The sequence below is a fragment of the Achromobacter sp. 2789STDY5608615 genome (assembly GCF_001298995.1).
Lineage (GTDB): Bacteria > Pseudomonadota > Gammaproteobacteria > Burkholderiales > Burkholderiaceae_B > Achromobacter > Achromobacter insuavis.
The window spans coordinates 79,018-95,623 of the sequence record NZ_CYTY01000027.1; the positions used below are offsets into that span (position 1 = coordinate 79,018).

Consider the following 16,606-nt stretch of genomic DNA (forward strand, 5'->3'; position numbering starts at 1 on the left):
TCAATCCATCCTGATGTCGGCGCGCTTGACGATCTCGGCCCACTTCTTCTTTTCGGCCGCGATGAAGCGCTGGTATTCGTCCGGCGCGCCGGTGTAGAGCTGCGTGCCCTGCGCCGCCAGCCGCGTCTTCAAATCGGGCGAGGCCAGCGTCTGGCGCAGCGCCGCGTTGAGCTTTTCCAGCACCGCCGGCGGCGTGCCGGCCGGCGCGAAGAACGCATTCCAGGAACTGATCTGCAGCCCCGCGTCGCCGGCCTCGCCCGCGGCCGGCACCTGCGGCGCCGACGGCAGGCGCTGGTCCGCCGCCACCGCCAGCGCGCGCAGCTTGCCCGAGGCCACGTGCGGCATGATCACCGGACTGGCATCCATCACCACGTCCACCTGGCCGCCGATGGCCGCGTTGACCGCCTCGCTGCCGCTCTTGAACGGCACGTGCACAATATCCACGCCCGCCGTCAGCTTCAGCAGCTCCAGCCCCAGGTGCGGCGAACTGGCCGTGCCCGCCGAGCCGAAATTCAGCTTGGCCGGATGCGCCTTGGCGTACGCCACGAAGTCCGCGAAATTCGCCGCCGGCAGGTCGCCGCGCACCGCCAGCAGATAGGGCGAGCCGGACACCAGCCCGACCGGCGCGAACTTGTCGGGGTCGTAGCTGAGCTTGGCGTAGATCAGCGGGTTCACCACCTGCGTGCCCACCGTGCCCATGAAGATCGTATAGCCGTCGGCCGGCGCCGTGGCCGCCACCTGGGCCGCGATCACCCCGCCGGCGCCGGGCCGGTTCTCCACCACCACGCTCTGCCCGAGCGCATCGCCCATGCCCTTGCCGACCTGGCGCGCCACGATATCGGTGATGCCGCCGGCGCCGAACGGCACCACCAGCCGGATCGGATGATCCGGAAACGCGGCCTGCGCGCCGCCGCTTGCGGCCAGCGCCAACGCGGCGGCCATGATGATGCGCTTCATGGGATTCCCCTTGTGTCCGCCGCTTGATTGCGGCTATGACACAAAGTGTCCTATAGAGCATTGATTTTCCGCAAGGGAAATGTGATTGGGGGAATCCCTGAGGGGCGGGAGTAAGGTTCGCTTTTTTGTTGGCGTTGTTAGCGCGGCAGTCCAAGCCGGCCGATTTGCTCCAATACCTGCCGGTTATGCTTGTCATCCAGTCCATAAAACGCCGCCGCGTCGTCCATCACTCCTTTCACGCCGATTCTCGACAGGCCATCCGAACCATGAAAATTCTTGCAGCAGCGTTGCTAAGCCTTTCGTTCCTGGTGGCGGCTCCCTGCATCGCGGAGACTGACGCGGATCAAGCGGAGATCCTGGGGACGCTGACTGGCGGAAGTTGGCATTCCCGCGACGGCCAGGGCTCCTACCGGGTGATCTTGGAGAACGTGGGCTTCGAGCATGTGAGCTGCCGTGTCTGGATCGAGTGGCTGGCCACTACGACATCCGGAAAGCAGCAGCCCGGGCAACCGCCGCGCCTGGTCGCCAGGGCGTCGTACAACGAAATCTCCAGCGGCTTCTGGTCTTGCAATCCGAAGAAGGTCGGGTTGGCCGGAGGCACGCTGACCATCCACGCCAAGCACGCCTATTCCGGCGAAAACCACAAGTTCTGCGCCGTGCTGGGCGCACCGGGTGAGTACCGCCATCAGGGCTTATGTTGAGCCTGCTTTTCTATCGCGCGGTCCAGGTTGGGCAGCAGCCGTCCAAATCAATAAAGACCCAGTGAGCGCAAGCGGTCGCGGGGGGGGATCATCCGACGATCGGAGCCGAAGCCGATCCCCCCGGAAGAGGGCATTCAGGCGGTCAGGAAGCGCACGACTTCGGCCCAATCATTGGTCGACAGGGCGACATCGTCGAAGTCGCCCTCTTCCTCGTCGTAGCGCGAAACACAGAAGCGCTGGCTTCTGCCGGATTCGCGGTCGGCATAGTCGGCGTAGTCGACATACACCTTCAAGCCGCGTTCCCGGTTCTCGAATGACGGCGCGGCATCGATGTAGCTCGACGCATCGACGTACCCTTCGGGCAGGGGCGGCAGGGTTGTGATGTCGAAGTCGGGAAATTCGCGGCGCAGTCGGTCAAGGTTCATAAGGCAGGCATGTGGAGGCTGAAGACCTGCCATTTTACGTTGCTCCGCGCCAGTCGCCACGATGCCTCCCGAAACAGCGTCAGGCCAGCAGCGGCGCCTGCCGCGAGGCCATGCGCCGGATGCTCTGCGGGGGATGCCCCAGCACGCGAATGAATGCCCTGCGCATTCTTTCGGGATCGGTGAAGCCGATTCTGTGAGCGATGATCTCGATCGGCTCCGCGCCGCGCTCGACGCGTTGCCTGGCCACCTCGACGCGCAGGCGTTCGACGGCCTTGGCCGGCGTCTCCCCCGTTTCGGCCAGAAATGCGCGTCCGAACTGCCGCGGACTCAAGCAGGCAACGGAGGCCAGAAGCTCGGTCGACAATGATTCATGCAGGTGTTCGCGAATATAAGTCAGCACCGTGCGAATTCTGTCCGACTCGGGTTCCATATCGGCAATGGCCGAGAATTGGGATTGCCCGCCGGGCCGGCGATGGTAGACGACCAGCATCTGGGCAACGGCGTGAGACAGGCCCGCGCCATGATCCTCTTCGATCATGGCCAACGCCATGTCGATGCCGGTGGTGACACCCGCCGACGTCCAGATGCCGCCCTCTCGGGTGAAGATCCGATCGCCATCCACCTTCACTCGGGGGTACTCGCGTTGCAGGCGCGCGGCGTATTTCCAGTGCGTCGTCGCGCACAGGCCGTCAAGAAGGCCGCTTGCCGCCAATATGAAGGCGCCCGTGCAGACGCTTGCGATGCGGCGGGCGCCTTTGGCGACGACGTGATTCAGATAGTCGCAGGTTTCCGGCAATGCCGCGTCGGGGTAGGCGCCAAGGCCGGCGCCCGCCACGATCACGGTGTCGCAGGCGGAAAACCCAGCCCTTTGCGTGGTGACTTCCAGGCCTGCCGAGCTTCGAACGGGCCCTCCAGCCAGCGATATGACCTGGTATCGGTAGGAATCGTCGCCCAGCAGCCCGCCGGCTACCTCGAACGCCGCCAGTGGCCCCGTCAAGTCCTGGATCTGGAAATCGTGGAATACGAGGAACGCAATGTCCCGCCGCGTGCGGCTCGCGCTGGATGAGATTGGGTTCATGACACTCTTGCACCACGTTCGGAAGTCGGTTCCACCGCATCCTGGCCGTGGCCGGCGCGTGGCCCGGGATTGATGTTACCCAGCCCGCGCGGTGGCCAGTAAGACATATATCCCTCAAAAAAAGACATGTGGCGCGGCGCGCAGGCAAGCCGGATGGCATTGCCCATGCATCGATGCATGCTGGCGTTCCTCCAGACCCGTCGTGGCGAAAAAGGAGGGAACTAAGTCCTTTTGGCATCGGCGCGCCAGCGGGAGAATCCTCACACGTTGAAGGCCCGGAAGACGCCAGGCGCCCATCGCCGGGCGCCTCCCCACCGCTGCGCGGAGCGTTCCGGGTCAACGACAACGCCCATGCCGGCGGCGGGCCGTTTGATGACGGCCGGCGCCAGCACGCATGGCGCATCCGAGTTCTCTTACAGAGCGACATCCAACATGAACCATAGAAAGTCCTACCTTGCGCGGAGAGCGGCCGCATGACCCATCCACGCCTTTCCTCCCGCACGGGTAAAAAGCCGGTCTTCCCGCGCACGGCTTTGCTGGCCGCGGGACTCGCCACGGCGACGGCCTGCGCCTTGTTTCTTCTGCCCCCCAAAAAGTCGTTGGCAGTCAGCGCGGTCGCGCTTCCCACGGTCTCCGTCGCATTGCCGGTACAGCGCACCGTCATCGAATGGGACGACTATGTCGGCCGTTTCGAGGCCAGTCGCCGGGTGGAAGTCCGGCCCCGGGTGTCTGGCCAGATCGTGGGGGTGCATTTCAAGGACGGCGAAATCGTCCAGCAGGGCCAATTGCTCTTTTCCATCGACCCGCGCCCCTACAAGGCGGCCTGCGCGGAAGCGCAGGCCGGCCTCGCCAGCGCGACCAGCGAACTCGAGCTCGCGCGCGCCGACCTCGCTCGAGCGCAGCGGCTGGTGGGCGACAGCGCGATTTCAAAGAGCGACATCGATCAGTTGCAGGCGCGGGTGCGGGCCGGCACGGCAGACGTTGCCGGCGCGCAAGCTCGCGTTGCGCTGAAGTCGCTCGAGTTGGAATTCACGGAGGTGCGCTCGCCGATAACGGGCAGGGTTTCCGACCGCCGTGTCGACCCCGGCAACCTGGTCATGAGTGGAGAAGCGGGAAACGGCACCCGCCTGACCACCATCAATGCGCTGGACCCGATCTATTTCACATTCGACGCATCCGAAGCCTTGTACCTGAAAGCCATGCGTGCCGGGGAACCGAGCGCGGCGCAAACCCAGGTCGAGGTGCGGCTTCAGGATGAACCCGACTACACCTGGCGCGGAAAGCTCGACTTCACGGATAACGGGATCGACCCTCGCTCGGGGACCATACGAATGCGCGCCGTGGTCGCGAATCCGAAATTGTTCCTGACGCCGGGGTTGTTCGGAAACATGAGGCTGGCAAGCGGATCCGGCGCGCCTGCCTTGCTGATTCCCGACTCCGCGGTCCAGATCGATCAGACGCGCAAGACGGTTCTCACCGTTTCCGCCGAGGACACGGTACTTGTCAGGACCGTCGAACTCGGCCCGCTCGTCGACGGGCTCCGGATCGTGCGTGCCGGCCTGGCCGCCGACGACAGAGTGATCGTCGGCGGACTGCAACACGCCATTCCGGGCGCGAAGGTGCAGACGAAACCGGAACCATCGGCGTTCGCGTCGTAACGAGGCCCCGGCGGCTGCCATAAAGGAAAAAATCTCATGCGCCTGTCGCGCTTCTTCATTACGCGCCCGATATTCGCCGCGGTGCTGGCGATCGTCATCACGATTGTGGGTGCGATCTCCTATTTCGCGCTTCCCGTTGCGCAACACCCGGACATCATTCCGCCCACCGTCGTCGTTTCCGCCACCTACCCCGGCGCTTCGGCGGAAACCGTCGCGGAAACCGTTGCCGCGCCCATCGAGCAGGAAATCAATGGCGTGGAGAACATGCTTTACCAGTCCAGCCAGTCCACGGCGGACGGAAAGGTGGCCATATCGATTACGTTCAAGGTCGGGACCGATCTCGACGCCGCCCAGATGCTCGTGCAGAACCGGGTTGCGGCGGCCGTGCCGCGCCTGCCGCAAGAGGTGCAGCGGCTGGGAGTCACCACCCGCAAGACCTCGCCAAGCGCCCTGATGGCGATCAACCTGGTCTCTCCGGATGGCTCGCTGGATCAAGCCTATCTGTCGAACTACGCGCTCACCCAGCTGCGCGACAAGCTGAGCCGCATCGACGGTGTCGGCGAGGCCCGAATTTTCGGTAGCCGCGAAGTGGCCATGCGGGTCTGGATCGATCCGCGGCGCGCCGCCGCGCTTGAGCTGACGGCCGGGGAGATTGTCGCCGCCATGCGCGCCCAGAACGTGCAGGTCGCCTCCGGGGCGCTGGGCCAGCCGCCCAACCCGGGCGCCCAGGCCTTCCAGCTGAACGTCCGAACGCAGGGGAGGCTGAGCGAGCCGGAGCAGTTCGCCAACATTGTGATCCGCACGGATTCCGCTGGCCGCCAGACGCGCGTTCGCGACGTCGCGCGCGTCGAACTGGGCGCCGACGACTACGGAACCAATTCCTATCTTTCGGGCAAGCCATCGGTCATGATCGCCATTTTCCAGCGGCCTGGCACGAACGCGCTTGAGACCGGCATCACCCTCGAACGCGAGATGCAGGAGGCGGCAAAGGCGTTTCCACCTGGTCTTGAGTACCGGATCATGTGGAACTCGACGCGCTTCATTGCGCAATCCACCGAAGCGGTCCGGGAGACGCTTTTCGAAGCCGCGGCGCTCGTTGTTCTGGTCATCTTCGTTTTCCTTCAGAACTGGCGCGCCGCAATCATCCCCGTCGTGGCGATTCCCATCTCGCTGGTGGGCACCTTCGCCTTGCTGGCCGTGTTTGGCTACAGCTTGAACAGTCTGTCGCTGTTCGGCCTGGTCCTGGCGATCGGCATCGTCGTGGACGACGCCATCGTCGTCGTGGAAAACGTGGAACGAAACCTGGCGCGGGGCCTGAGCCCGCTGGAAGCCGCGCGCGTCTCGATGGACGAAGTGTCGGCGGCCCTGGTGGCCATCGTGCTGGTGCTTTGCGCGGTATTCATTCCCACGTTCTTTCTGACCGGCCTTTCCGGGGCGTTCTACAAGCAGTTCGCGCTCACCATTTCCGGCGCCACCGTCATTTCCCTCGTCTTGTCGCTGACGCTGTCGCCTGCCTTGGCCGCGGTGCTGCTGCGGCCACACAAAAAGGAGAAAAGCCGGCATCCTCTCGTCCGTCGCCTGCAGCTTGCCGGCGACGGGTTCAATGAGCGATTCGACCGGTTCAGCGCCCGCTATGGCCGATTGACGCAGTGGCTGGTGGCGCGTCCGAAGCGCGCCCTGGTCAGCTATGGCGGACTCGTGCTGGCAACCATAGGCATATTCTGGGTCACGCCCACCGGTTTCATTCCCGCGCAGGACCAGAGCTATCTGATATCGATCACGCAACTGCCGCCGGGCGCCTCGCTGGCGCGCACCGATGCCGTCGTGCAGGAGGTATCCAAGCGGCTGCTGAAGATCGACGGGATTCGCGGCACGATCATGCTGCCCGGCTACGACGCCGCGTCGAATACGAATTCGCCGAACACCGCCACCGCCTTCATCCCGCTCAAGCCATTCGAAGAACGGTCCCGCCCCGCCAGCGCCATCCTGGATGAAGCCCGCAAGGCCGTCGCGGACATTGATCAGGCGCGGGTGCTCATCATTCCCCCTCCGCTGATCGACGGCATCGGCTCGGCGGGCGGCTACCGGATGATGGTGCAGGATCGTGGCGGCCACGGCTACAAGCCGCTCGGTTCGGCTGCCGATCAGCTCATGGCCAAGGCGAACGGCACCGAGGGGCTATCGCAGGTCTACTCGTTCTTCAACACAGCCACGCCCCGCATCTTCGCCGACATCGACCGGCGCAAGGCCGAGGCGCTGGGCGTCCCGCCGGATCGCGTCTTCGAAGCGCTGCAAGTCTATCTGGGATCGGCCTATGTGAATGACTTCAACCTGCTGGGACGCACGTTCCGGGTGATCGCGCAGGCCGAACAAGGCCAGCGCAACAGCGAATCCGACATCGCCAATCTGAAGACGCGCTCCGACAGCGGGGCAATGGTGCCCATCGGCTCGGTGGCCACGTTCAAGAGCGAAACCGGGCCGTTCCGGGTGGTGCGCTACAACCTGTTCCCCGCGGTCGAGGTGGACGGAGACACCGCGCCGGGCACCTCCACGGGCAGGTCGCTCGCCACGATGGAAAGGCTCGCCGGTGAGACGCTGCCCTCGGGATACGGCTACGAATGGACGGGCATCGCGTTCCAGCAGAAGATCGCGGGCAACACCGCCGGCCTCGTCTTCGCGCTGGCGGTGGTGTTCGTGTTCCTGGTGTTGGCCGCCCAATATGAAAGCCTCACCCTGCCCCTGGCCATCATCCTCATCGTCCCCATGTGCCTGCTTGCGGCCATGGTCGGCGTCAATCTGCGCGGGATGGACAACAACGTCCTGACGCAGATCGGTCTCGTGGTGCTGATCGCCCTTGCCGCCAAGAACGCGATCCTGGTGGTCGAGTTCGCGAAACAGGCGGAAGAGGAAGACGGCCTGAGCCCGGCCGCCGCGGCGGTGCGCGCCGCGCAGACCCGCTTGCGCCCGATCCTGATGACGAGCTTTGCCTTCATTCTGGGCGCCGTGCCCATGCTCGTGGCCTCGGGCGCGGGCGCCGAGCTGAGGCAGGCGTTGGGCACCTCCGTTTTCTTTGGCATGGTCGGCGTCACCGTCTTCGGCCTGCTCTATACCCCCACGTTCTACGTCGTTTGCCGCACGCTCGGAGATCGGCTGTCCCGACGGGCGGGCGCCCGCTCGCTGGAACCGCGACACGACCAACCAGGAGCCCTCACGTGACTCGATTGCACATCCTATCCATGTTGGTTGCACCGCTGCTCCTGAGCGCGTGCGCGGTCGGCCCGGACTACGAAAAGCCGCCGATCCCGGTTTCGGCGGCGGGGCCGTTCCTGTCCCGAAGCGATGCGACCGCGCCCGACGCCGTTCCCGTTTCCCCGGACTGGTGGAGGCTATACGAGGACCCGGTGCTGGACAGGCTGGTGCAGGATGCCCTGGCCTCGAACACCGACGTGCGCGTGGCGATCGCGCGGCTGGCCCGCGCGCGCGCCCAACTTCGCCAAACCTCCGCCGATCGGCTGCCGGGCACCGAACTTGGCGCAAGCGCGAACCGGCAGCGGCAATCCGCCATCCAGGCCGCGCCCGGCGTCGATCGCGAGAATACCGTTGTCGATGCGGGTCTATCCGTGGCGTATGAGGTCGACCTGTTCGGCCGCGTGAGACGGAACATCGAAGCGTCACGGGGCGATTACCAGGCGGCGCAGGCCGAGCTGGACGCCGTGCGGGTATCGACCGTGGCGGCGACGACCCGCGCCTACCTGGGCGCCGCCAGCGCCGCGCATCGCCTGGCCGTGGCAAGACAGATCGTGGAACTGCTGGACCGCTCGGTCAGCGCGACGACCAGCAGGGAGGACGCGGGCCTGACGACTTCCCTGGACACCGCGCGTATCGCGGCGCTTCGGGACCAGCGACGAGCTGACATCCCCAGGATCGTCGCCGAGCGCCAGGCCGAGCTGTTCCGGCTCTCGCTGCTGACCGGCCGATCGCCCAGGGACCTCCCGCCCGAAGCCGCCGCGCTCGCGGCGCCGCCCACGGTCCTGCAGCCCATCCCTGTCGGCAACGGCATGGCTCTGCTCGCCCGGCGTCCCGACGTGCGCGCCGCGGAGCGACGACTGGCGGCGGAAACGGCCCGGATCGGCGTGGCGACGGCAGCGCTTTACCCGCGCGTCTCCATCGGCGCGTCGGTCGGCTCCGCCGGGCTGGGCCTGAACGACTTCTTCGGCAGCGGCCCGCTACGCTGGCTGGCCGGTCCGCTCCTGTCCTGGTCGTTCCCGAACCAGGAAGCGATCCGCGCCCGTATCGATGGCGCCACCGCCGACGCCCAAGCCGCGCTGGCGGCGTTCGACGGGACGGTGATACAGGCCTTGAGCGAGACGGAAACCGCGCTCTCGAACTACGCCCGGAGCCTGGACCGGCGCGTGTCCCTGGCCGCGGCCCGGGACCAGGCGGAGAAGGTGGCGCGCATCGTCCGGGCGCAGGCGCGGGAGGGGCGCGCCGACAGCCTGGCCTTGCTGGACGCGGAGCGCACCTACGCCGACGCGCAGGCGCAGCTTGCCGAGGGTGAAGCGCGGGTCGTAAATGCTCAGGTGGACCTGTTCAAGGCGCTCGGCGGGGGCTGGGAGTCTGTCAGCGCCGACCGTGTGGTTGCCAGGTAGCCCGCGGTCTTCCGGATGGGTTCGAGGCGGCTTGTTTCTGGACGGAGGGCGTAAGGCATGAAAACAGAACGCCGGGCCGCGAAACCCGCCGTGGCCCGCGCATCGGCCGATGCGCCCCGGGCGACCATACAGCTGAACGACATCGCCCTGTTCGTCGAGGTCGCGCGGCGAGGCAGCTTCAGCCTGTCCGCCGCCGCGCTCGGCGTGCCTCCCTCGACGCTGTCGCGGCGAGTGAGCGGACTGGAGCGCGATCTGGGGATGCCGCTGCTCAAGCGCAGCACCCGGAAAATCGGCTTGACCGAGGCCGGCGCGCTCTACTTCGAGCGTTGCCGGGACCTCATCGATGAAGCGCGCGTCGCGCATGAGCAGTTGCAGGCCGGCATCGCCTGTCCCGGCGGGCAACTGAGCGTGTCGCTGCCGGCCTCGCTGGCCCAGGTATTCATGCCGACGGTGATCGACGCCTTCCACCGCCGGTATCCGGACATCCATTGCCATTTCGAACTGGGCAATCAGCGCGTCGACCCGATCAGCAGCACTTGCGACATCGCGCTGCGCTTCGGCCCGCAGCCGAGTTCCAGCCTGATCGCCCACGTCATCAGCGCAATGACGCCGCGCCTGTATGCATCCGCCGCCTATCTCGACAGACACGGCGCGCCGCGGACGCCGGCCGACCTGGCCCGGCATCAATGCCTGGTCGGCGCGCCGACAGGCGAGTTCCAATGGGTATTGCGCTCAGACACGCGGGAAGAGAGGGTCCAGGTATCGGGCAAGGTGGCGGCCAGCGATTCCGGCATGATCCGATCCCTGGTCCGCGCGGGAGTCGGAGTCGGGCCCCTCTTGAAGTTCGAGGCCGGAGAAGCCAGCGGCGACAGGATTGTCCATGTCCTGGAGCGATGGTCACTGCCCCAGGTTCCCCTGGTCGCCCTGCTCCCCACGCGCCAGGCGCCGGCGAGAGTCAGGGCGTTTCTGGATTTCATTCGTCCCAATCTTCAGGAATGCTGAATTCCTCGAGCCGCATCGATGGACATGGCAACGCTGATCAGTACCACCGCCGCGATGGAAGCCGCGAACACCCGCCGCGCCCAGCGCGCATCATCGCTGGCCGAGAACCCCGCGAGCGCGGTTTTCAGCCAGTAGACGCCGCTCAGGAGAACCGTTGAGAGGTAGAGATTTCCCACGTATCCCAACGCAGGAAGCGCAAGCGCGGCCACGAGAAAGGCGGTGATGTACAGGACGATACGCCGCTTCGCATGATGTCGCCCCTTCACCAGGGGCAGGACGGGGATGGACGCCGCTTCGTAGTCCTTCCACCTGAACATGGCGATGGCATACGAATGAGGCATCTGCCATATCCCGAAGATCACGAAGAGCGCGACAGCCGCGGTGTCGAGGGTTCCACGCACCGAGCAATAGCCCACCACGGGAGGGATCGCCCCCGATATGCTGCCGACCAGCGTGGCGTGGACCGATCTGCGCTTCAGGATAAGCGAGTACAGGCCGACATAGACAACGTATCCGATGAGCATCAGGAACAGCGGCGCAATTCGATGCGTCGCGGCATACAACAGCGAGAGCCCGATGAGAGCCAGAATACAGGTGAAGACGAGCGCCGACCTGATCGAAATGCTCCCGGTAGCCATCGGACGCGCATAGGTGCGTTCCATGAGCCGATCGATATCACGGTCAATCACGTTGTTGGCGGCGCAGCCGGAGCCGATCACGAGCGCTGCGCCGGATATCACCAGTGCAAGGTGACTTGCATCCACGACGCCCTGCGATGCGAGCAAGTAGCCTCCGGCGAGAGATATCAGATTACCGGCCACAATGCCTGGCTTGACCAATTCGAGATAGGTTCGATACATGAAATTGCGCCGCACCGATGTGGGCGCGAACAGGAAGCAGCCGAACAGGCTTGATGACAGGAATAACCGTGATCGCGCCGCTCGTGGGCTAACGCGTGGGCCTGTCGGATCTATGAATGGCCACGGCGATACGGTCGAATGCGACGCGAGGAATTATCTGGACCACGGAGTTTTCCTTCGCGCCGCAAGCTTTATAGCCTCTGTGCAACGGTGCACGAAAGTGAAGTTTCGGACATGGATCCCGCAGATCCCGACGTCACGAAAAACCGATGACCATGGCGCGGCCCGCGATCATGTCTTCGAACAGGGCCGTGATGCTCGGGGCGACGTCGCGCGTGTCCTCGAATTCCGGCTCGATGCCGTGCACGATGCGGCCCGAGTCGCGTTCTATCGCCAGGAATTCGTAGTCGCCGGCAACGCTCATGTAGATCGGCGTGTGCTGGCTCCAGAAGTCCAGGACCGCCTGCCGGCCGCCATCGTCCAGCGCCGCCTCCAGGCTGATATCGCGCAGGGCGTGCCAAGGAAAAGCGCTGTCCCCCGTGCCGTCATGGTCGGCCGCGCTCAGGAACCAGCGTGTCTGGGTCGCGTTGTGCAATTCGGTGAAGGTCGCCAGGAATGCGCCATAGCCGTGCGCGTCGCCCGGCGCGGCCGCGGCGGTCGGGTCGGGCGTCGTCCGCCGCACCGTCCAGCCGCGAGCGGCAAGATGATCCAGGAAGCGTTGTTGCAGCGATGTCATGTCGGTTTTCTCGGATCGGCTATCTGAATCGGGTATCCACGGGACCCTTGTAACGCCATCCGTCAATAAAGACGAACTTTATTCCCGCCACGGTTCGTCGGTTCCAATTAATAGTATTTCTTATTCGCATTCGCTACACTAGCGGCCATCTTGCAATCTCCCGACCCCCTTTCCCTCCCCGCGGTCGAGCAGCTTTATCGCCATCACCATGGCTGGCTGCAAGGCTGGCTCCATCGCAAGCTGGGTGACAGCGGCGACGCGGCCGATCTGGCGCACGACACGTTCGTGCGGCTGATGGCCGCGCGCCGGCCGCCGGTCTTGCGCGAGGAGCCGCGCGCGCTGATCACGCATATCGCCAAGGGGCTGCTGATCGACCATTGGCGCCGCCGCGCGGTGCAACAGGCCTATCTGGAAACGATCGCGCACCTGCCCGAGCCGCAGGTGCCGTCGCCGGAAGCCGGTCTCATGATCGTGCAGACGCTGGTGGCGATCGACGCCATGCTGCAACGCCTGCCGGCCGCGACGCGCGACATGTTCCTGCTGGCCCAGCTCGACGGGCTCACGCTGCGGGAGATTGCCGAGCGGACCGGCAAGCCCGTCATCACGGTACGGCGCCATCTGCACAAGGCCCTGATGGCCTGCATGAGCGCCGCCGCATGAACGAGGCGCTGCTCGAGGAAGCGGCCAGCTGGGTGATCCGGCTGCGCTACGAGCCCGCCGATGCGAACACGCGCCGGGCGTTCGAGCGCTGGCTGGCGCAGGGCGAGGCCCATGCGCAGGCCTGGGGCCGCGCCGAACAGGTGCTGGGCGCGTTCGACGGGCTGCCGGCGCGGATCGGGCATGACGTGCTGCGCGCCACCGGCAAGCGGCGGGGCCGCCGCGCCGTGCTGCGCGCGATGCTGGGGCTGGGCGTGGCGGCGCCGTCCGGCTGGCTGGCATGGCGTGAGGCGCCCGCCTGGCGCGCGGACCTGCGCACCGCCGCGGGGGAACAGCTGACCCGCAGCCTCGACGATGGCACGCGATTGGTCTTGAACAGCGGCAGCGCCGTCGACCTGCGCTACGGCGCCGCCGAGCGCCGCCTGGTGCTGGTGGCGGGCGAGGTGCTGGTGACCACCGGCCAGGAGACGCAGCGCGCCTACCGGCCATTCGTGGTGCAGACGCCGCAGGGCGAGGCGCAGGCCTTGGGCACGCGCTTCTCGGTGCGGTTGATCGACGATCGCACCGAGGTCATGGTATTCGAGCACGCGGTGCTGGCGCGGCCGGCGCATGGCGCGCCGGTGCGCATCGACGCCGGCCAGCGTGGCAGCTTCACGCGCGGCCAGGCCGGCGCGCTCGCGCCCGTGGACGACAGCGCGGCGCTCTGGGAGCAAGGCATGCTGGTCGTGCGCGACCAGCGCCTGGCCGATGTCGTGGCCGAGCTCGCGCGGCATCGTCCGGGCGTGCTGCGCTGCTCGGCCGAGGTCGCCGGGCTGCGCGTGTCGGGCGCGCTGTCGCTGCGCGATACCGATGCGGCCCTGCGCGCCCTGGCCGACCGCCTGCCGATCGCGGTGCGGCGCCTGACGCGCTACTGGGTGTCGGTCGGGCCGGCGGACGCCTGATCGGCCGCCAAGGCAGGCCGCGCAGAAAAAATTCGTATCGAGGTGATCACTTTTTCGTTGTCGTGCGGAGTAGGAAGTGAGACCGCATCGAGGGGATGCGGGCGCTTCCAGCTTGACAATGAAAGGATGAAAGAGTGATGGCACGTGTACGCGCAGCGCGGGGCAAGCGATCCCGCAAGGCAATGATCTGGTCGGCGCTGTGGTGCACGGCCATGGCGAGCGCGACGGCGGGTGCGCAGTCCGCGGCGCAGGCCGGCGCGGCGCCGGCCTCGCAGATGCGAGCCGTGGCGATCGGCGCGGGCCCGCTCGATACGGTGCTGGCGCGCTACGCCGCCGCGGCGGGCGTACAGATCGTCTATGACCCCGCGTGGCTGGCGGGCCGCCAGAGTCCGGGCCTCTCGGGCGAGATGAGCGTGCAGCAGGGCTTTGACCGCCTGCTGGCGGGCACCGGCTATCGCGCCGCGCCCAGCGGGGCGGGCACCTATGCCTTGCAGGCCGCGTCGCCAGGCGGGGTCACGCAGCTGGAGGCCGTGACCGTCATGGGCGCGGCCGAGCGCGCCACCAGCGAGGGAACGGGTTCGTACGCCAGCCACGCGGTCACGCTCGGCAAGGGCGCGCAGACGCTCAGGGAGATCCCGCAGTCGGTGTCGGTCGTGACCCGCCAGCAGCTCGATGACCAGAACCTCAACAGCCTGTCGGACGCGATGCGCAACGTGACCGGCATCACCGTCGAGACGCTGGCGAGCGGCGGCAATATCTCGGGATTCATCTCCCGCGGCTATACGCTCGACTCGATCCAGGTCGATGGCATGCGCTCGCCCGCGGGCGCGGGCAACCTGTCGGCGGGCTTCGACCTCGCCATCTACGATCGCATCGAAGTGCTGCGCGGCCCGTCCGGCCTGTATCAAGGCACCGGCGAGCCGGGCGGCAGCGTGAACCTCGTGCGCAAGCGCCCCCTGCAGGAATTCGCCTTTGGCGCGCAGGCCAGCGCGGGATCGTGGGACTACTACCGGGCAGTGGCCGACCTGAGCACGCCTTTCGACAGCCAGGGCAAGGTGCGCGGGCGCTTCATCGCCGCCTACGAAGATCGCGGCTCGTTCGTGGACCGGGTGAATTCGACGCGGCCGACGCTCTACGGCATCGTCGAGGCCGATCTCACGCCGCACACCACGCTGGCGGCCGGCGTGGCGTATCAACGCGCCCGCACCACCCCCGCGTTCGGCCTGCCGGCCTATGCCGACGGCTCGCTGCTCGACGTGCGCCGCGGCACCAACCTCAGCGCGGCCTGGAACCAGATCGAAGAGGACACCACCGAGATCTTCGCGGACCTGGAGCACCGGCTCGCGGGCGGCGGCGTCGTCAAGGCGAGCGTGTTCCACCGCGATACCGATACGCCCACGCGCCTGACCACCTGGCCCAACCGGGCCGTCAATCCGCTCAACGGCGATTCCAACCTCATCGCCTGGTCGTACCGCAACCACTGGAAGACCACGGGCGCGGACGCCAACCTGAACCTGCCGATCGAGGCCTTCGGCCGCGAGCACAGCCTGCTGCTGGGCGCCGACTACAGCTACACGCGCAAGCGCTTCACCTATGGCGGCGGCACGGTGTTCCCGACCAACGTGTACGAGCCGGTCACCGACATGGCGCGGCCCGACATGGAGCAGGTCAACGGCAACGACGGGCGCACCAGCGAGTTCGGCCTGTATACCCGCGCCAATTTCCAGGCGACCGACCATCTGAAGATCATCGCGGGCGCCCGCCTGGCCTGGTGGAAGAACGACGCGCGCAACGCCAACCAGTACTTCGGCGACTTCAGCCAGGCCGAGACGCGCATCGCCGCGCGCACCACGCCGTATGCCGGCGTGGTGTATGACCTCACCCCGCAGCTGTCGGCCTATGCGAGCTACACCAGCATCTTCCAGCCGCAGACCGATATCGACGCGCAGGGCAACACGCTGGCGCCGCGCGTCGGACGCCAGATCGAGACCGGCCTGAAGGGCGCGTTCATGGACGGCAGGCTCAACGCGCATGCCGCGCTGTTCCAGATCCTGGACCGCAACCGGGCGATGAGCGACCTGAACAATCCGATGTATTCGGTGGCGGCGGGCAAGGTGCGCAGCCAGGGCTTCGAGACCGAGGTCAGCGGTTCGCTGCTGTCGAACTGGGACATCGTGGCGGGCTACGCCTACACGCAGACCAAGTACCTGGAGGCGGCCCCGGGCACCGAAGGGCTCTCGTACAGCACCATCACGCCGCGCCACGCCATCAACCTCTGGACGCGCTACCGCTTCACCCAGCCGGCGCTGGAAGGGTTCAGCGTCGGCACGGGCGTGCGCTGGAACAGCGGCAACTACCTGCAGAGCGGCAAGGTGCGTTGGGACCAGGGCAGCTATGCCCTCGTCTCGGCCCAGATCGGCTATCGCTACAACCGCCACCTCGAGGGCACGCTCACGGTCGACAACCTGTTCGATCGCAAGTACTACGAGAAACTCGGCGGCGCCGCGCGGCAGAACTATTACGGCCAGCCGCGTAGCGTGATGCTGACGCTGCGCTATCAGTACTGAGGCGGGTCGGCCATCGGCTTGCGCAACAATGTGTCGTTACGTAATAAACATCGACGCCGCCGCGAACTGCGCGCAAGCTGATGGCTCACTCTAACGTTGGGGAGACTCAATGTATGACGACATCAGGAGGCAAGGTTCTAGCGCCGCGGAACAGGGCGCCGTGAAACTGGACTGCCCCTATTTCAGGCTTGAGCTGATGCCGACCTGGACCCGCGAACCGCTGACCCAATGGCTGACGAAGGTGCGAGCCTGGGAGGCCGGCTGGCAGGACCAGCAGCATTCACGAGCGCGGATATAGTCCCGCCCGCGCCACCCCGGGGGCCATGCCCCCCTTTTTCACGCCCTGCGCCCGCCAGCCCCGCCTGCCGGCGGCAG

Annotated in this window: 14 protein-coding genes; 9 read left to right on the forward strand and 5 right to left on the reverse strand. The window is 66.5% G+C overall.

What is annotated here, in order from left to right; all coding sequences use genetic code 11:
• A complete protein-coding gene (locus AOZ49_RS21640) occupies window positions 1–957 on the reverse strand; it encodes a Bug family tripartite tricarboxylate transporter substrate binding protein (protein WP_054477694.1) in 957 nt (318 codons plus the stop codon).
• 266 nt (window positions 958–1,223) lie between these two features.
• Between AOZ49_RS21640 and AOZ49_RS21645 the strand changes: the two genes are divergently transcribed.
• A complete protein-coding gene (locus AOZ49_RS21645) occupies window positions 1,224–1,658 on the forward strand; it encodes a hypothetical protein (RefSeq protein WP_197286762.1) in 435 nt (144 codons plus the stop codon).
• 134 nt (window positions 1,659–1,792) lie between these two features.
• On the opposite strand, the gene AOZ49_RS21650 is transcribed toward AOZ49_RS21645, so the two are convergent.
• On the reverse strand, window positions 1,793–2,083 hold the full coding sequence (locus AOZ49_RS21650) for a hypothetical protein (protein ID WP_054431826.1): 291 nt from the start codon (window positions 2,081–2,083) through the stop codon (window positions 1,793–1,795).
• A gap of 79 nt (window positions 2,084–2,162) precedes the next feature.
• A complete protein-coding gene (locus AOZ49_RS21655; RefSeq protein WP_054431827.1) occupies window positions 2,163–3,161 on the reverse strand; it encodes a GlxA family transcriptional regulator in 999 nt (332 codons plus the stop codon).
• 473 nt (window positions 3,162–3,634) lie between these two features.
• Between AOZ49_RS21655 and AOZ49_RS21660 the strand changes: the two genes are divergently transcribed.
• From AOZ49_RS21660 to AOZ49_RS21675, 4 genes are read left to right on the forward strand one after another with little or no spacing between them, the layout of a single operon-like run.
• Window positions 3,635–4,819, forward strand: a complete 1,185-nt coding sequence (locus tag AOZ49_RS21660; RefSeq protein ID WP_054477698.1) for an efflux RND transporter periplasmic adaptor subunit — start codon at window positions 3,635–3,637, stop codon at window positions 4,817–4,819.
• Window positions 4,820–4,855: 36 nt separating this feature from the next.
• Window positions 4,856–8,035: an efflux RND transporter permease subunit gene (locus tag AOZ49_RS21665; protein ID WP_054477700.1), complete on the forward strand. Its 3,180-nt coding sequence runs from the start codon at window positions 4,856–4,858 to the stop codon at window positions 8,033–8,035.
• Window positions 8,032–9,468 (forward strand): efflux transporter outer membrane subunit, encoded by a 1,437-nt coding sequence (locus AOZ49_RS21670; protein ID WP_054477701.1) that lies wholly within the window; start codon window positions 8,032–8,034, stop codon window positions 9,466–9,468. Before AOZ49_RS21665 ends, AOZ49_RS21670 begins: the two co-directional genes overlap by 4 nt.
• A gap of 57 nt (window positions 9,469–9,525) precedes the next feature.
• On the forward strand, window positions 9,526–10,470 hold the full coding sequence (locus AOZ49_RS21675) for a LysR family transcriptional regulator (RefSeq protein WP_082380536.1): 945 nt from the start codon (window positions 9,526–9,528) through the stop codon (window positions 10,468–10,470).
• On the opposite strand, the gene cyoE is transcribed toward AOZ49_RS21675, so the two are convergent.
• Both cyoE and AOZ49_RS21685 read right to left on the reverse strand, forming a co-directional pair.
• On the reverse strand, window positions 10,458–11,330 hold the full coding sequence (gene cyoE, locus AOZ49_RS21680; protein WP_054477704.1) for a heme o synthase: 873 nt from the start codon (window positions 11,328–11,330) through the stop codon (window positions 10,458–10,460). The genes AOZ49_RS21675 and cyoE overlap by 13 nt on opposite strands.
• Before the next feature lie 256 nt (window positions 11,331–11,586).
• The gene (locus tag AOZ49_RS21685) at window positions 11,587–12,066 is read right to left on the reverse strand and encodes a hypothetical protein (protein ID WP_054431832.1); all 480 of its coding nucleotides are present in this window, start codon (window positions 12,064–12,066) and stop codon (window positions 11,587–11,589) included.
• 150 nt (window positions 12,067–12,216) lie between these two features.
• Between AOZ49_RS21685 and AOZ49_RS21690 the strand changes: the two genes are divergently transcribed.
• The 4 genes from AOZ49_RS21690 (at window position 12,217) to AOZ49_RS21705 (ending at window position 16,529) form a co-directional block, all read left to right on the forward strand.
• Window positions 12,217–12,726 carry a sigma-70 family RNA polymerase sigma factor gene (locus tag AOZ49_RS21690; RefSeq protein WP_054477706.1) on the forward strand — a complete coding sequence of 170 codons (510 nt, stop codon included), beginning with the start codon at window positions 12,217–12,219 and terminating at the stop codon, window positions 12,724–12,726.
• The gene (locus AOZ49_RS21695) at window positions 12,723–13,664 is read left to right on the forward strand and encodes a FecR domain-containing protein (RefSeq protein WP_054477708.1); all 942 of its coding nucleotides are present in this window, start codon (window positions 12,723–12,725) and stop codon (window positions 13,662–13,664) included. The genes AOZ49_RS21690 and AOZ49_RS21695 overlap by 4 nt, the downstream gene beginning before the upstream one ends.
• Before the next feature lie 212 nt (window positions 13,665–13,876).
• Window positions 13,877–16,231 (forward strand): TonB-dependent siderophore receptor, encoded by a 2,355-nt coding sequence (locus AOZ49_RS21700; RefSeq protein ID WP_156333186.1) that lies wholly within the window; start codon window positions 13,877–13,879, stop codon window positions 16,229–16,231.
• Window positions 16,232–16,340: 109 nt separating this feature from the next.
• On the forward strand, window positions 16,341–16,529 hold the full coding sequence (locus tag AOZ49_RS21705; protein WP_054477710.1) for a CrpP-related protein: 189 nt from the start codon (window positions 16,341–16,343) through the stop codon (window positions 16,527–16,529).
• Window positions 16,530–16,606 lie beyond the last annotated feature (77 nt).

Excerpts from the sequence above, each read along its gene's own strand:
- AOZ49_RS21695 (WP_054477708.1), top strand. The coding sequence starts at position 12,723 with ATGAACGAGGCGCTGCTCGAGGAAGCGGCCAGCTGGGTGATCCGGCTG.
- AOZ49_RS21665 (WP_054477700.1), top strand. The coding sequence starts at position 4,856 with ATGCGCCTGTCGCGCTTCTTCATTACGCGCCCGATATTCGCCGCGGTG.
- AOZ49_RS21705 (WP_054477710.1), top strand. The coding sequence starts at position 16,341 with ATGTATGACGACATCAGGAGGCAAGGTTCTAGCGCCGCGGAACAGGGC.
- AOZ49_RS21675 (WP_082380536.1), top strand. The coding sequence starts at position 9,526 with ATGAAAACAGAACGCCGGGCCGCGAAACCCGCCGTGGCCCGCGCATCG.
- AOZ49_RS21685 (WP_054431832.1), bottom strand. The coding sequence starts at position 12,066 with ATGACATCGCTGCAACAACGCTTCCTGGATCATCTTGCCGCTCGCGGC.
- AOZ49_RS21650 (WP_054431826.1), bottom strand. The coding sequence starts at position 2,083 with ATGAACCTTGACCGACTGCGCCGCGAATTTCCCGACTTCGACATCACA.
- AOZ49_RS21700 (WP_156333186.1), top strand. The coding sequence starts at position 13,877 with ATGGCGAGCGCGACGGCGGGTGCGCAGTCCGCGGCGCAGGCCGGCGCG.
- cyoE (WP_054477704.1), bottom strand. The coding sequence starts at position 11,330 with ATGTATCGAACCTATCTCGAATTGGTCAAGCCAGGCATTGTGGCCGGT.
- AOZ49_RS21655 (WP_054431827.1), bottom strand. The coding sequence starts at position 3,161 with ATGAACCCAATCTCATCCAGCGCGAGCCGCACGCGGCGGGACATTGCG.
- AOZ49_RS21640 (WP_054477694.1), bottom strand. The coding sequence starts at position 957 with ATGAAGCGCATCATCATGGCCGCCGCGTTGGCGCTGGCCGCAAGCGGC.
- AOZ49_RS21660 (WP_054477698.1), top strand. The coding sequence starts at position 3,635 with ATGACCCATCCACGCCTTTCCTCCCGCACGGGTAAAAAGCCGGTCTTC.
- AOZ49_RS21645 (WP_197286762.1), top strand. The coding sequence starts at position 1,224 with ATGAAAATTCTTGCAGCAGCGTTGCTAAGCCTTTCGTTCCTGGTGGCG.